Source organism: Mesorhizobium sp. M0152, assembly GCF_040322415.1.
Taxonomy (GTDB): Bacteria; Pseudomonadota; Alphaproteobacteria; order Rhizobiales; family Rhizobiaceae; genus Mesorhizobium.
Genome location: NZ_JAMYTH010000007.1, coordinates 116,174 through 129,931, shown reverse-complemented (window position 1 = coordinate 129,931; position 13,758 = coordinate 116,174). Strand labels below are relative to the sequence as shown.

The window sequence follows — 13,758 nt, the reverse complement described above, 5'->3', positions numbered from 1 at the left end:
GTTTTGGGTTGGTTCAGATCGCCGCCGAGGCGCGGCTCAGGATGTCGATATAGCCTTCCGCCTGCCAGGCGGAGCGGCCGATGAAAAGACCGTCGACATTGGGCTGGCCGATCAGCTCGGCGGCATTGCCGGGATTGACGCTGCCGCCATAGAGCACCGGCGGCACGGACGGCAGCAGGCCGCCGGCCACCTTCTTGATCAGCGCCTGCTGCCTATCGGCATAATCGGAGCTGGCCGGAATGCCCTTGTCGCCGATCGCCCAGACCGGCTCATAGGCGAACAGGACTTTTGCCGCCTTCGCTTCACCTTCGAGGAATTGCAGCGCACCCTCGACCTGGCCGGTCAACACGGCATCGGCCCGCCCGCTCTCACGCTCCGCCAACGTCTCACCGACGCAGATAAGCGGCACCAGGCCGTGCTTCACCGCCGCGGCGGTCTTGAGGCCGACCGTGCGGTCAGTCTCGCCAAAATGTTCGCGCCGCTCGCTATGGCCGAGTTCGACCAGGTCGAGCCCGCAGTCGCTCAGCATCAACGGCGAGATCTCGCCGGTCCAGGCGCCGGCGTCGGCCCAATGCATGTTCTGGGCGCCGACCTTGATGCGCGTCGACGACAGCGCCTGCTTGACCTCGCGCACCGCCGTGAAAGGCGGAATGACGAAAGGTTGTATGCGGTCGTCGAAACCGGGAACGAACCCGGCCAACGCCTCGGCGAAATCCAGCGCCTCGGCCAGCGTCTTGTTCATCTTCCAGCTTGTACCGACCCAGTAAACCACGCCTACGCTCCTTGATCCTCAATCCTTGTTGGCGACCACCGTCAGCGAAACGCCGGCGGCATCCAGCACCTTGCGTATTCCAAGCTCCGGCTCGCGGCCGGTGAAGACCGTGTCGAACGCCTTCAGATCGGTCAGGAAATGCAGCGCCGTGCGGCCGAACTTGCCGTGATCGACCAGCAGATATCTGCGGCTCGCCGCCGCCATCATCAGCCGCTTGGTCTGCACCACCTCCTGGTCCTGATGGAAGGCGGACGCGCCGTGAATGGCCGAAGACGACAGGAAAGCGACGTCGGCCCGCAGCGATCTGAGCGAAGCCTCGGCGAGCAGGCCGAAAAAGCCGTGGAATTTCTTGCTGTATTGACCGCCGAGCGCGATCAAATTGATGCCGCCGGTGCCGGCCAGGTCCTGGATGACGGCCTGATTGTTGGAGATCACCGTCAGCGGCCGCAGATCGGCGAGATGCCTGGCGATGCCGCCCGCCGTCGAGCCGTCGTCGATGATCACCGTCTGGCCGGGTTCGATCATCGCCGCCGCCGCCGCTGCGAGACGCTGCTTCTCGTCGGTCGCCTGTTTCTGCCGATAGCGGAAATCGCTTTCGAAGAGACTGCTCGGCTGGATCGAGGCGCCGCCGCGCACCTTGCGCAGAAACCCGCTTTCCTCGAGCTCGTCGAGATCGCGGTGCACGGTCATCTTGGAGACGCCAAAGCGCAAGGCGAGATCGTCGACGCTCGCCGCGCCGGCGTCCACCAGAAAATCCATGATGCCTTGCCGCCTGTTATCGCTCTTCATAAAAGCCGATGTCACCGATGAGCCGCAGCTCTTTGATCGAGACCCAAGACATAACAGGTATCGTCGCAAAAATATCAGGAATTTTGTGATAATGAGATATTTTCCTGGGATATTCCTGTCGCTTTCATGGTCGCGCTGTAACAAGAATTGCTAACCGTCGCGCCGTCCGGCAGTTGCGGTTGCCCGGAAATCCGGCCAGAAGCAATGTGGGCTGGACGATGCGCGCACAGCTCGCAACCACAGGCTCGAAACCAGATACGGGAGACTATTCGTTGGCTCGCATCACACTGAGACAATTGCTCGATCACGCGGCCGAATACGGCTATGGCGTGCCGGCCTTCAACATGAACAACATGGAACAAGGCCTCGCCATCATGGAGGCGGCGGAGGAGACCAAATCACCTGTCATCCTGCAGGCGAGCCGCGGCGCGCGCGCCTATGCCAATGACGTGGTGCTGGCCAAGCTGATCGACGCGCTGGTCGAGATCCATCCCGACATCCCGGTCTGCATGCATCTCGATCACGGCAACAACGAAGCCACCTGCGTCACCGCGATCCAGTATGGCTTCACCTCGGTGATGATGGACGGTTCGCTGAAGGAAGACGGCAAGTCGCCGGCCGACTATTCCTACAATTCGGGCATCACCAAGCGCGTCGTCGACATGGCGCATTGGGGCGGCGTTTCGGTGGAGGGTGAAATCGGCGTGCTGGGCTCGCTTGAAAGCGGCGGCGGCGAACAGGAAGACGGCCACGGCGTCGAAGGCGCGATCAGCCACGACCAGCTTTTGACCGATCCGGTCCAAGCCGAACAGTTCGTGCGCGACACCCATGTCGACGCGCTGGCGGTGGCGATGGGCACCAGCCACGGCGCCTACAAATTCTCGCGCAAACCGGACGGCGCGGTTCTGGCCATGAACGTCATCGAGGAGATCCATCGCCGCCTGCCGAACATGCATCTGGTCATGCATGGCTCGTCCTCGGTGCCGGAGGACCTGCAGGAGATCATCAACAAATATGGCGGCCAGATGAAGCCAACCTGGGGCGTGCCGGTGGAAGAGATCCAGCGCGGCATCAAGCACGGCGTACGCAAGATCAACATCGACACCGACAATCGCATGGCGCTGACCGGCGCGATCCGCAAGGTGCTGACCGAGAACCCCAGCGAATTCGACCCGCGCAAATATCTGACGCCGGCGATGGCGGCGATGAGGAAGCTGTGCAAGGAGCGCTTCGAGCAATTCGGCACCGCCGGCAACGCGCCGAAGATCAAGCCGTTGCCGGTCTCGGAAATGGCCAAGCGCTACAAGTCGGGCAGCCTCGACCCGAAATTCGGCTGAGCCGGCGGCGGTCTCCGTTCAATGGCAGGAGCCGCATCGGCTCCTGCCATTTCTATCCGGCTCTCGGCAGCAGATCGGCCCTGCCCGTCTCAATGAACGGTGCCCAGTAGTCGACCGACTCACGGATCATCGCGACCACCTGATGGTCAATCGGTTCGCGCTCGCGAAACGACAATTCGAGGCAGATCTCGTTGTCGGTGCCGCCGCCGCGCCGCACCGTCTCCAGCAGCTTTTCAGGCGTGATGCGGCCGTCCTTGTTGTAGGCCGATGTGAACGGCCAATGGCCGCCCTTGTTCATCGACGACTGCTTGATATGGATGATCGGCGACCTTCTGGGAAAGGCCTCGGCCCAGGCATAGGGATCGACGTCGGCGGGGTTGCTGGAGGTGACGTCGCCATGGTCGATGTCGACCATCATCTCCAGTGGGATAGCCATGCCGGCCGCGTCGATCGCGTTCTGCAGCGCCCGGCAACTCTCGATGGTGTGGCCGAATTCACGGCCGACCGACATCGGCTCCCAGAACAGGTAGGTCAGGCCGGCTGCACGAGCATGTTCGGCGACCTCGCGCCAGCATTCGAGCGCGATGTCGAACAGCGCCGCGCGGCGGGCGGCATCGTCATAGTCGCGATGGGTGAATATGGCGAACTGCGTGCCCATGCCGCCGGCGCCAAGTTCGGCCGAGATGTCGGCGAAGGTCTTGAACCAATCGATATAATAGCGGCGCACATCGGCGTCGGGATGGCCGAAATGATTGAGCCGGCCGTAGGGGCCGGTCATGCCCGAGGTCACGCGCACGCCAGTTCTGGAGAGCGCGCTGCGGAACAGGCGGATGAATTTGGCGATCGTCGCGGCCGGCCAGCCCGGGTTGACGAATTCATGCGTGAGCTGAACGTCCCTGATGCCGATATCGTAGGCGATGGTGTCGATCAGATCGTCCGGCTCGGCAAAGCGATTTACCAGCGGATTGGTGTTGAGGGAGAGCGTGAAGGCCGAGGCCGCGTTCCGCTCGGTGCTGCCGCCGGCTGGTGCCATCAGCCTGCCCTCGCCAGCCGGGCCGCGCACCAGTCCTCGAAGCCCGATCTCTCCTGGGCGGACAGATGCAGGCCGTGCTTGGTGCGCCGTTCGAGGATATCGTCCGAGGTCACCGCCCACTCGTGTTCGAAGAGGTAGTTGGCCTCGCGCTCGAAGAAGTCCTTGCCGAAGCATCGCCCCAATTCGGCAAGCGATCGGGCGTTGCCGACCACAAGACGTGTCCTGGTGCCGTAAAGCCGGCCGTAATGCTTGACCAGCGATGCCGGCATCCATGGATAGTCGCGTCCGAGGTCGCCGAGAAACTGTTCGAAGTCGGCGTTGGCGATGTCGCCGCCGGGCAGATGGGCTCTCGCCGTCCAGGGCTTGCCCATCCGCGGGAAGAAAGGCGCGATGCGGTCCAGCGCATGCTCGGCCAGTTTGCGGAAAGTGGTGATCTTGCCGCCGAAGATTGAGAGCAGCGGCGCCTGCCCGGCCGGCGCGTCGAGTTCGAAAATGTAGTCGCGGGTCACGGCGCTTGGGTTGTCGGCATTGTCATCATAGAGCGGCCTGACGCCGGAGAACGAATAAACGACATCGCTGCGCGAAAGGCCACGCTTGAAGTAGCGGTTGACCACCTTGATCAGGTACTCGATCTCGATCTCGTCCGCCGTCACGTCCTCGGGCCTGCCGTCATAGGGAATGTCGGTGGTGCCGATCAGAGCGAGGTCGTTCTGGTAGGGATTGATGAAGATGACGCGCTTGTCGCTGTTCTGGACGAGGTAGGCTTGCCTGCCCTCCCAGAATTTCGGCACCACGATGTGGCTGCCCTTGACCAGCCTGACATTGCGCCTGGAATTCTGGCCCGCGACGCGGTTGATAACGTCGTTGACCCAAGGACCGGCGGCGTTGACCAGGGCGCGTGCCTTGACCGTCGTCCTGACGCCGGTCAAGGCGTCGCGCGTCTCGATGGACCAGAGGCCGTTTTCCCGGCGGGCGGCGATGCAAGCGGTCCGCGTGAAAATCCTGGCGCCGCGCTCGCGCGCATCGAGCGCGTTGATCAGCACCAGGCGGGCATCGTCGACCCAGCAGTCGGAATACTCGAAACCACGCCGGAAAGAATCCTTGATCGGCGCGCCCTCTGGCGCGGTGCGCAGATCGAGCGTGCGGGTTGGCGGCAACCGCTTGCGGCCGCCGAGATGATCATAGAGGAACAGGCCGAGCCGCACCAGCCAAGCCGGCCGGTCGTCGGGGCTGTGCGGCAGCACGAAGCGCATCGGCCAGATGATGTGCGGCGCCGATTCCAGCAGCACCTCGCGCTCGATCAGCGCCTCGCGCACCAGGCGGAATTCGTAATATTCGAGGTAGCGCAGGCCGCCATGGACGAGTTTGCCCGACCTGGAACTGGTGCCTTCGGCAAGATCGCCCTTTTCGCACAGGATGACGGAAAGGCCCCGGCCCGCCGCATCGCGCGCGATGCCGGCGCCATTCACGCCGCCGCCGACGACGAAGAGGTCGACGATTTCGGTGCCGCCGCTCATCCCGCCATGGCCTCGATGCCGGATTTGTATGTCATGACCGCCGTTCTCAGCAGGGATTGACCGGTGGCAGACCGGCGATGTAGCGGCGGACTTCCTCAGCCGCCTGCTCGGCGGCATAGGTCACGGTGCGCACCGAGGCACCGGCGATATGCGGTGTCAGCGTCACGTTGGGAAGCTGCAGCAAGGGCCACTCGGCAGGCACCGGCTCGACCGCGAACGTCTCCAGCATCGCGCTGGCGATCTGCCCCGAAACAAGTGCGTCGTAAAGCGCGTCATAGTCGACCAACGGTCCGCGCGCCGTGTTGACGAAAATCACGCCCGGTTTCATCCGCCCGATCGTCTCTTTGCCGATCAGGCCGCGCGTCTCCTCGGTCACCCGCGAATGCAGCGTGACCACATCGGAACGGGACAGGAGTTCGTCCAGCGCCACCAGTTCGACGCCGGCATTGCGGTCGTCGGCGCTCAACTGCACATAGGGATCGCAAACGAGAACGTGGCAGCCGAAGGCACGCAGCAGCCGGACGACCTTGGTTCCGATATTGCCGTAGCCGACCACGCCGACGGTCATTTCGCCGAGTTCGCGGCCTGTGCGGTCCGCGCGGTAAAGATCGCCGCGCCATTCTCCCTTGCGCAAGGCTTCGTGGCCGACCCGGATCAACCGCGTCTCGGCCAATATGGCGCCGATTGTGAATTCGGCCACGGCGGTCGCGTTGCGGCCGGGCACGTTGACGACGGTGATGCCATGCGCCTTGGCCGCACCCATGTCGATGTTGATCGGACCGCCACGCGACACCGCGACCAGCTTCAGCGCCGGCAAGCGCCGCATCATGCCTTCCGACATGGGCGCAAGCTGGGTGACGAGGATTTCGGCGTCGCCAATGAACTCGACGATCTCGTCAGGATGGCCGAAATACTCCTTGATCTTGTCGAGGCCGAGCGCCGGATTGCCGAATTCCATCGGTTCGTCGGGCCATGCCGTCTGCAAGGTGCGGATATCGAGGCCGCCGCTCACGGCCATCTCGATTTTGGCCTGGAACACCTCCGGAAGCATGAAACGGTCGCCGATGATCGCTATCTTCTTATGCATGCTCGACTTCTCAACTAGCTTGGGATGCAGCCATCGCGCGCCACACCGGCCGCAACGCCTGGTGCGCCAACATGTACGACGGGATCATCTTGTCGTAGATCGCCGCGAGGCTACGGTCGCTCGGCTCTGCCTCGCCGAGCAGGGGCGTCACCCACTCGCCGACGCACTCGTCCATGGAGCCGTACTGGCCGACGCTGACCGCGGCGATCATCGCCGCTCCCGCGGCACCGGCCTCCTCGCGCTCGCTGATGCGAATGTCGGCACCCAAAGCGGCACCAAGGATCCTGCGCAGCGCCGGGCTTCTGGCGGCGCCGCCGGTCACGCGAACTTCGCGCGGCAGCGGCCCCATGGCGGCGTAGCAATCGCGCGCCGCGAACGCCAAGCCTTCGAAGACGGCGCGAACGAGATCGGCATAGCCGTGCCGGGATGAAATGCCGATAAATCCCGCCCTGGCATTGGCGTCGACGAACGGCCCGCGCTCGCCGGCCTCCGAGACGTAGGGCTGGTAGAGCAGCGAAGCCGGCCGCGAGGCCTCTATCCAGGCATCGACCAGGGCGATCATCTCGCCATTGCTGCGGGTGATGCCTTGCGAGGCCAGAATACCGGAGGCCAGGCCAAGGACCCAGTCGATATTGAGCGTCGCAGCCATGTTCGACTGCATCTGCGCAAACACGCCGGGCGCCGGCATCGCCATGGTGTAACCGGTCGCGGCCTCGTTCAGTTGCACGTCGTCGGGGGTCTCGGCCAGCCGCATATGCATGCCGGTGGAACCGATGATGGAGCAGCCGGGCTTGCGCTTGCGGTCCAGCAGGCCGGCGCCGAGCGCGGTGCAGACGACGTCGACATAGCCAAGCACCACCGGGGTGCCGGCAAGCATTCCGGTCGCGTCGGCCGCCGCCTGCGACAGCCCGGCGCTTTGCCTGGTGCCGTCGACGATCGGCGGCAGCAGATGCCTGAGATCGGCGACGTCGAGCACGTCGAGCACGTCGTCGCTGTAGTCACGGGTGCGGAAATCACCGAAGGTGAAGGTTCCCTCGGACGGGTCGGTGGCGCGTTCGCCGGTCAGCTTGAAATAGAGCCAGTCCTTGCAGTGGAACGCCGTCGCCGCCTTGCCGAGCATTTCGGGCATGTTGCGCTTCATGAACACGAACTGCGAGCCCTGCTGGCAGGCGGCGAGCCCGCTGCCGGTCTTTTCGAAGCGCAGCCTGTCCTCCGGCCGCGCGCGGATCTCCTCGACCACGCCGGCGGCGCGCGCGTCGAGCCACAACCAGCCCTTGGCCACCGGTTCGCCCTTGCCGTCGATCAGCCAGGTGCCGTCGCCTTGCCCGGTCACGGCGATGGCGATGGTACGGCGCGCGAGATCGGGAACCTTGTCGGCGAGCTGGCGCAAGGTCGTCGCCGCATCGGCCCATGTGCGCGTCAGATCCTGTTCGGCGCCGCCCCCCGGCATCGTCTCGTAGTGGTTGGGCAGCGCGGCGGCGGCGATCTGCCGGCCCGCCGTGTCGAAGGCGATGGACTTGATGACGGAGGTGCCGGCATCGATGCCGATCAGTATGTCACCCATCACGCGAGCTCCATGCCGTGCGAGATGGCCTCGCCGCTCGCCTGGTCGAAGACGTGCAGGTTCTTCGGGTCGATGCTGACGTTGATCGGCGCACCCAGATCCAGGCGGGTACGGTCATGTTCGACCAGGACCAGCGAGCCGCCGGCAAAGTCCGCCGCTATATGGGTCTGGTCGCCGAGCCATTGATTGGCCGAGACCCTGGCGGGAACCCCCTCCTTCGAGCGCCGCACCGCGTAGGGCCTGATGCCGATGACCACCCGTTCGCGGCTGAGCAACTGGTCGCGGACCGGGCCGCTGAAAGCGTCCTTGTCGTAGTCTAACGACAGCCCATCGGGCAGCCGCAGACTGATGCGTCCGGCGGCGGTCCCGACATAGGCCTCGAAGACATTCATCGGCGGCTCGCCGACAAAGGTGCCGGTGAACAGGTTCGCCGGGCGCTCCTTGATCCTGTCTGGCGTATCGAACTGCTGCAGCACGCCGCCCTCCATCACCGCGATGCGGTCGGCAAGCGCATTGGCCTCGGTCTGGTCGTGGGTGACCAGGATCGCGGTCAGGCCGCGCTCCTTGATGAAGTGCTTGATGCGGCCGCGCAGCACGGCGCGAAGCTGCGGTTCGAGCTGGCCCATCGGCTCATCCAGCAGATGCAGATCCGCCTCCCGGATGAGCGCCCGGCCGAGGCTGGCGCGCTGCTGCTGGCCGCCGGAAATGGAGCTGGGATAGCGCTCCAGTATGTCCTCGATCTCGAGCAATTTGGCGATATTGGCAACCTTGGCATCGACCTCGCTCCTCGGCAGCCTTGCCGCCTTCAGCGCAAAGGCCATGTTCTCGCGCACGGTCAGCGGCGGATAGAGCGAATAGCCTTCGAACGCCATCGCCACGTTGCGCCTGACCGGCGGCAGCGTGTGGACCTGGCGGCCGGCGACCGAGATCGCGCCGCGCGACACCTCTTCGAAGCCCGCGATCATGCGCAGCGTCGAGGTCTTGCCGCAGCCCGACGAGCCAAGCAGGGCGACGATCTCGCCCTTGCCGATCTCCATCGTCAGCTTCTGGACGGCGTGAACGCCCCGGTCGATCGGGCCATAGAACTTGTCGACGCCGGAAATCGTGAGTGCGCTCGGGCTCATGCCGCTTCTCCGCTGCGCAAATTGACGACATTCTTGGAGCCGAGCCGCTCACCACTGGCGCGATCGAACAACAGGGCGCTCTTGCCGTCGACGGCGATATGCGCCTTGCCCTCGCTGCGGCCCGGCGTTCCGGCCGGGCGCGAGACCAGGATCTCGCGGCCGCGCACGGTGCGCACCAGCGTCACGATCTTTTCGTTGAGAGGCGTCTCGGCCTCGACCGTCACCGGAATGGCGCCGGAGACGTTCTCCTCGACGAAGCTCAGCGCTTCAGGCCGCAGGCCGATCACGCAATCATGGCCGACCGCCGTCTCATAGGCACCGGCCAGATAGACTTGGACATTGGACAGGCCGACATAGATGCCCTTGGCGTCACGCGACGGCTTGACGTCGAGCAGGTTAATGGTGGGGTCGCCGAAAAGCCTCGCAATCTCGATATTGGCCGGTTCGCGATAGATCTGCTCGGGCGTGCCGAGTTGCTTGATGACGCCTTGCGACATCACCGCGATACGGTCGCCGAGCGCCATCGCTTCCTTGTAGTCCTGCGTGACGTAGACGACGGTGGCGCCGCGATCGGCGAGCAGCCGCGGCAGTTCCAGCCGCATCTCGAAACGCAGCTTGGCGTCGACGTTACGCAGGGGATCGTCGAGCAAGAGAAGCGGCGGCGAGCCGACCAAAGCGCGGGCAAGCGCGGTGCGCTGCTTCTGGCCGTTGGAGAGCGCGCGCGGCTTATGGGAGAGCACATGGGCGATCTTCAACAGCTTGGCGACGCTCTCGACGCCGGCCTTGATCGCGCTCTGCGACGAACGCCGGGCCTCCAGCGGTGTTGCGATATTGTCGAACGCGCTCATATGCGGAAACAGCGCGAAATTCTGGAACGCCATGCCGACACCGCGGAATTCCGCGTCGACATCGGTCATGTCGTCGCCGCCAATGAGGATCCTGCCTTCGTCCGGATCGATGACGCCGGCAACCAACCGTAGCAGCACCGTCTTTCCGGCGCCGGATGGCCCGAACAGCACGAGGGTTTCGCCATCCGCGACGGTCAGCGACAAATTGTCGACGACAGTCTGGCTTTTGTAGCGCTTGACGATTTTTCTGAGTTCGAGGCTGGCCATTTCTATCCTTTCACCGCGCCGAGTGACAGGCCTTCGACCAGGTAGCGCTGCGCATAGAGGGCGAGCGCCAGCGTCGGCGTGATCGACAGGACGATGGCCGCCGAAATCTGGCCGTACTGGATGCCTGAGGAGGTGATGAAGGCGAGCGCGCCGACTGTCACCGGCTGCTTGTCGGCCGAGGCCAGCACCAGTGCGAAGACGAAATTGTTCCAGGCGAAGATGAAGGCGAGCAGGCCGGCGGCGGCGATGCCGGGGCCGGCAAGCGGAAGCGCGATCTTGCGGAAAGTGGCGAACCATGAGTGGCCGCCGATGCGATAGGCATATTCGATATCGGCGGGAATATCCTCGAAATAGCCACGCACGATCCACAGGATCAGCGGCAGACAGATCAGCTGGTAGACCCAGATCAGCCCGATATAGGTGTTCGCCAATCCAAGCTTCTGGAAATAAAGCGTGAGCGGCAGGAGCACCAGCAGCGCCGGCGCAAATCTGAACGACAGCAGCGTGAAGGCGATGTCCTCCGAGCCGCGGAACTTGTGCCGCGCGAAGGCATAGGCCGCCGGAACGCCGAGCAGCAGCGAGACGGCGACCGAAGTCACCGACAGGAACACCGAATTCCAGAGATTGCGCATGAAGGCGATATCAAGCGTGCCGGCGGCGGTCATCAGCTTGCCGGTGATCAGCGCGGTATAGTTGGCGAGCGTCGGCTCGAAGACCAGCTGCGGAGGAATGCGCAGGATGGTCTCGTTGGTCTGGAACGACATCATGAAGATCCAGACGATCGGGAACATGAAGAAGATCACGACCAGCGTGAGCGCCACGCCGCGCAAGATGCGTTCCAGCAAGGACGTATGTTCCATTGCCGCCTCCTATGCCTGGCCGCGGGCGCGTTCGCGCAACCGCAGCCAATTCTTGATGAAGATATTGGAAAGGAAATAGGTGATCGCCCACAGGATGATCATCAGCGCCGCCGAGCGTCCGACATTGGTCGACTGGAAGAAGTTGAGATAGGCCTCGACCTGGAACACGGTCAGCGTGTCGCCCGGCCCTCCTTGAGTCATCGCATAGATGATGTCGAACTGCTGGATCGAGTCCAGCAGGCGGAACAGCGTCGCCGTCAATATGTAGGGCATCAGCATTGGCAAAGTGATGCGGAAGAACACGAAGCTCCTCGGCACGCCATCGAGTGCGGCGGCTTCGAAGGGCTGCGTCGGCAGGCTGCGCAGGCCGGCGAGCAGCAGGATCATGATGAAGGGCGTGTAGACCCAGATGTCGACCAGCACCACGGTGAACAGGGCGGTCGACGGCGACGACGCCCAGCGGAAATCCTGCAGGCCGATCAAGCTCGCGAGATAGCTCAGTACGCCGAAACCGGGATTGGTCATCAGCTTCCACATGAGGGCCGCGAGCGCCGGCGCCGTCATCAGCGGCATCAAAAGCATGATCGAGATGAAATTGTTCAGCGTCGAGCGCTTCTGCAGCAGCAAGGCGATGGCGAGGCCGAGAAGCAGTTCCAGCACGACGGTCGTGCCCGCATAGAGCAGCGAGATCTTGAGCGTGTTCCAGAACTTCGGATCGGTGAAGAAGGAGATGTAATTGTCGCCCCAGTTGAACTGCCGCGCCCAGGGCTGGCTCAGCCGGTAGCGCTGGAACGAATAGACGACCGAGGTCAGGAACGGGATCAGGATGCCGATGCAGACGAGCAAGGCCGGCAGGCTGAGCACATAGGGCAACACCCTCTTGCTGATCCTGAAGCCGGACGGCTTGGCCCTGTGTGTTGTTGTTGCAGTCATGCGCTGCTCCGTTATCCCTGTTATCGCGCCCCTGCCGGCCGCCCAAGGGAGCCGGGCGGCCGGTGGGCGACGTGACGGCAGCCTCGCGGCGCCGCATCGCAGACGTGAAATGCTGGTCGGGACTGGCCCGCGGGAGCGAGCCAGCCCCGGGCATCGGCCTAGCCGAGGCCGGCTTCCTTGAGCTGGCCATTGATGCTCTCGGCCAGCTTGTCGAGACCCTCGTCGACCGGCACTTCCTTGGCCACCATCTTCTGCAGCGTCGCCGCCCATTCGGTGGTGAGATCGAAGAACAGCGGCTGCGCGGTGAACTTGATGCTGGCGCCCGGCGCCGAGGCGTCGAACATCTCGACATAACCGGGATAGCTCTTGTTCAGCTTCTCGCGGAACGTCTCATCCTTCCAGACCGACTGGCGGACCGGATTGACGAAGTCCATCTTGGTGGCGCCGAACAGCGCATGCTCGGGTCCGGAGGCCCACTGCATGAAGTACCATGTGGCGTCCTTGTCCTTGGAGAAGTTGGACATCGCCAGCGACCAGATCCAGATGTTCGGCGTTGGCGCCTTGGCCTCCGGGTTGGCCTTGAAGGCGGCGAAGGCAAGCTTGCCGGCCATCTTGTTGTCGCCGCCATTCATGAAGTAACCGAGGATATCGGCGTCGAAGATCATCGCCGAGGCACCGGCGCCGAGGTCGGTGCCGACCTGGTACCAGGTGTAGGTCGACCAGTCCTTTGGGCCGCTCTCCTGGATCATCTGCACCCATTGCTTGTGGAAAGCCTTGGACTGGGCGGTGTTCATGGCGGCCGACAATTTGCCGTCGGCCGACACGTTCAGGTCCTTCTGGTCGAAATTGGCGTAGGCCGACAGGAAACCCGGATGGATCGTCGCCCAGGAGCGCGAACCGCGCACGCCAATGCCGTAGACGCCGCCACCGACATCCTTGGTGAGCTTGGCGGCCGCGGCCACCATCTCGTCCATATTGCCGGGAACCTTGACGCCCGCCTTGTCGAACATCGCCCTGTTGTAGGTGATGTTATTCTGTTCGAAGCCCCACGGAATGCACCATTGCTTGGCGTCTTCGGAGCCCAGCGCGCCGCCAGGGGTGCCGTTCCAGGCGCAGGAATTCTTGACGCCGGGCAGGAAGTCGTCCCAGGCATAGTTCGGGTTGGTCTTGGCCGGATCCTTGATCCACTCGTTGAGGTCGGTGATCCAGCCGGCTGGGCCGTAGGTCCAGGTCATGTAGGCGCCGGTCATGAAGGCATCGTATTCGGGCGAGCTTGCCGACAATGCGGCCGTGACCTTGTCGAAGTAGACGTCCTCCGGGAACACGTCGTAGACGACATTCATGCCGGTCAACTGCTTGAAGTTTTCCAGGTTGGCGATCATCGCATCCGCATAGGGATGCTTGTTAAGCAGGAGCTTGATGGTCTTGCCCTGGTGCGCCTTCCAGTCGAAGTCGGCGGCCAGCGCCTGGGTCTGCCCAAGATTGAGCAGCGTACCGGCGGTGCCGGCGGCAAGGCCCATTGCGCCAAGTCCCTTGATCAGCCCGCGACGGTCTACTTGTCCGCGCAGGAAGGCACCGATGAGGTCTTTCTCTTTCTCATGCATTTCGTCTTCTCCTCCACTGGGTA

12 protein-coding genes are annotated in these 13,758 nt (G+C 63.7%); 1 reads left to right on the top strand and 11 read right to left on the bottom strand.

The genetic code is table 11. From position 1 onward, the window contains the following. Positions 1-13: 13 nt before the first annotated feature. On the bottom strand, positions 14-772 hold the full coding sequence (locus tag NKJ26_RS10250) for a triose-phosphate isomerase (protein ID WP_352695157.1): 759 nt from the start codon (positions 770-772) through the stop codon (positions 14-16). 18 nt (positions 773-790) lie between these two features. Next, positions 791-1,561, bottom strand: coding sequence for a DeoR/GlpR family DNA-binding transcription regulator (locus tag NKJ26_RS10245; protein ID WP_352695156.1), 771 nt, complete (start codon positions 1,559-1,561; stop codon positions 791-793). Between the two features lie 272 nt (positions 1,562-1,833). Between NKJ26_RS10245 and fba the strand changes: the two genes are divergently transcribed. Continuing rightward, complete coding sequence (gene fba / locus NKJ26_RS10240; RefSeq protein WP_027023097.1) at positions 1,834-2,898, top strand: class II fructose-bisphosphate aldolase; 1,065 nt, start codon at positions 1,834-1,836, stop codon at positions 2,896-2,898. Between the two features lie 52 nt (positions 2,899-2,950). On the opposite strand, the gene NKJ26_RS10235 is transcribed toward fba, so the two are convergent. From NKJ26_RS10235 to NKJ26_RS10195, 9 genes are all read right to left on the bottom strand, one after another. Then, positions 2,951-3,931, bottom strand: a complete 981-nt coding sequence (locus NKJ26_RS10235) for a sugar phosphate isomerase/epimerase family protein (protein WP_352695155.1) — start codon at positions 3,929-3,931, stop codon at positions 2,951-2,953. Beyond that, positions 3,931-5,448, bottom strand: coding sequence for a glycerol-3-phosphate dehydrogenase (locus NKJ26_RS10230; protein ID WP_352695154.1), 1,518 nt, complete (start codon positions 5,446-5,448; stop codon positions 3,931-3,933). Before NKJ26_RS10230 ends, NKJ26_RS10235 begins: the two co-directional genes overlap by 1 nt. 46 nt (positions 5,449-5,494) lie before the next feature. Then, positions 5,495-6,535, bottom strand: a complete 1,041-nt coding sequence (locus NKJ26_RS10225; protein WP_352598853.1) for a 2-hydroxyacid dehydrogenase — start codon at positions 6,533-6,535, stop codon at positions 5,495-5,497. Positions 6,536-6,545: 10 nt separating this feature from the next. Further along, entirely contained in the window at positions 6,546-8,099 is a 1,554-nt protein-coding gene (locus tag NKJ26_RS10220) for an FGGY-family carbohydrate kinase (RefSeq protein WP_352695153.1), read from the bottom strand. Then, complete coding sequence (locus tag NKJ26_RS10215) at positions 8,099-9,223, bottom strand: ABC transporter ATP-binding protein (RefSeq protein ID WP_352598857.1); 1,125 nt, start codon at positions 9,221-9,223, stop codon at positions 8,099-8,101. Before NKJ26_RS10215 ends, NKJ26_RS10220 begins: the two co-directional genes overlap by 1 nt. Then, entirely contained in the window at positions 9,220-10,338 is a 1,119-nt protein-coding gene (locus NKJ26_RS10210; protein ID WP_352598859.1) for an ABC transporter ATP-binding protein, read from the bottom strand. Before NKJ26_RS10210 ends, NKJ26_RS10215 begins: the two co-directional genes overlap by 4 nt. Positions 10,339-10,340: 2 nt before the next feature. Next, a complete protein-coding gene (locus NKJ26_RS10205) occupies positions 10,341-11,198 on the bottom strand; it encodes a carbohydrate ABC transporter permease (RefSeq protein ID WP_027023104.1) in 858 nt (285 codons plus the stop codon). A 9-nt stretch (positions 11,199-11,207) separates the two neighbouring features. Next, positions 11,208-12,131 (bottom strand): carbohydrate ABC transporter permease, encoded by a 924-nt coding sequence (locus tag NKJ26_RS10200; protein ID WP_027023105.1) that lies wholly within the window; start codon positions 12,129-12,131, stop codon positions 11,208-11,210. A 158-nt stretch (positions 12,132-12,289) separates the two neighbouring features. Next, a complete protein-coding gene (locus NKJ26_RS10195) occupies positions 12,290-13,735 on the bottom strand; it encodes an ABC transporter substrate-binding protein (protein ID WP_352695152.1) in 1,446 nt (481 codons plus the stop codon). Positions 13,736-13,758: the final 23 nt, after the last annotated feature.

Coding starts and splice junctions, on each gene's coding strand:
- NKJ26_RS10205 (WP_027023104.1), bottom strand. CDS start 11,198: ATGGAACATACGTCCTTGCTGGAACGCATCTTGCGCGGCGTGGCGCTC.
- NKJ26_RS10245 (WP_352695156.1), bottom strand. CDS start 1,561: ATGAAGAGCGATAACAGGCGGCAAGGCATCATGGATTTTCTGGTGGAC.
- NKJ26_RS10230 (WP_352695154.1), bottom strand. CDS start 5,448: ATGAGCGGCGGCACCGAAATCGTCGACCTCTTCGTCGTCGGCGGCGGC.
- NKJ26_RS10215 (WP_352598857.1), bottom strand. CDS start 9,223: ATGAGCCCGAGCGCACTCACGATTTCCGGCGTCGACAAGTTCTATGGC.
- NKJ26_RS10220 (WP_352695153.1), bottom strand. CDS start 8,099: ATGGGTGACATACTGATCGGCATCGATGCCGGCACCTCCGTCATCAAG.
- NKJ26_RS10200 (WP_027023105.1), bottom strand. CDS start 12,131: ATGACTGCAACAACAACACACAGGGCCAAGCCGTCCGGCTTCAGGATC.
- NKJ26_RS10210 (WP_352598859.1), bottom strand. CDS start 10,338: ATGGCCAGCCTCGAACTCAGAAAAATCGTCAAGCGCTACAAAAGCCAG.
- NKJ26_RS10195 (WP_352695152.1), bottom strand. CDS start 13,735: ATGCATGAGAAAGAGAAAGACCTCATCGGTGCCTTCCTGCGCGGACAA.
- NKJ26_RS10235 (WP_352695155.1), bottom strand. CDS start 3,931: ATGGCACCAGCCGGCGGCAGCACCGAGCGGAACGCGGCCTCGGCCTTC.
- NKJ26_RS10225 (WP_352598853.1), bottom strand. CDS start 6,535: ATGCATAAGAAGATAGCGATCATCGGCGACCGTTTCATGCTTCCGGAG.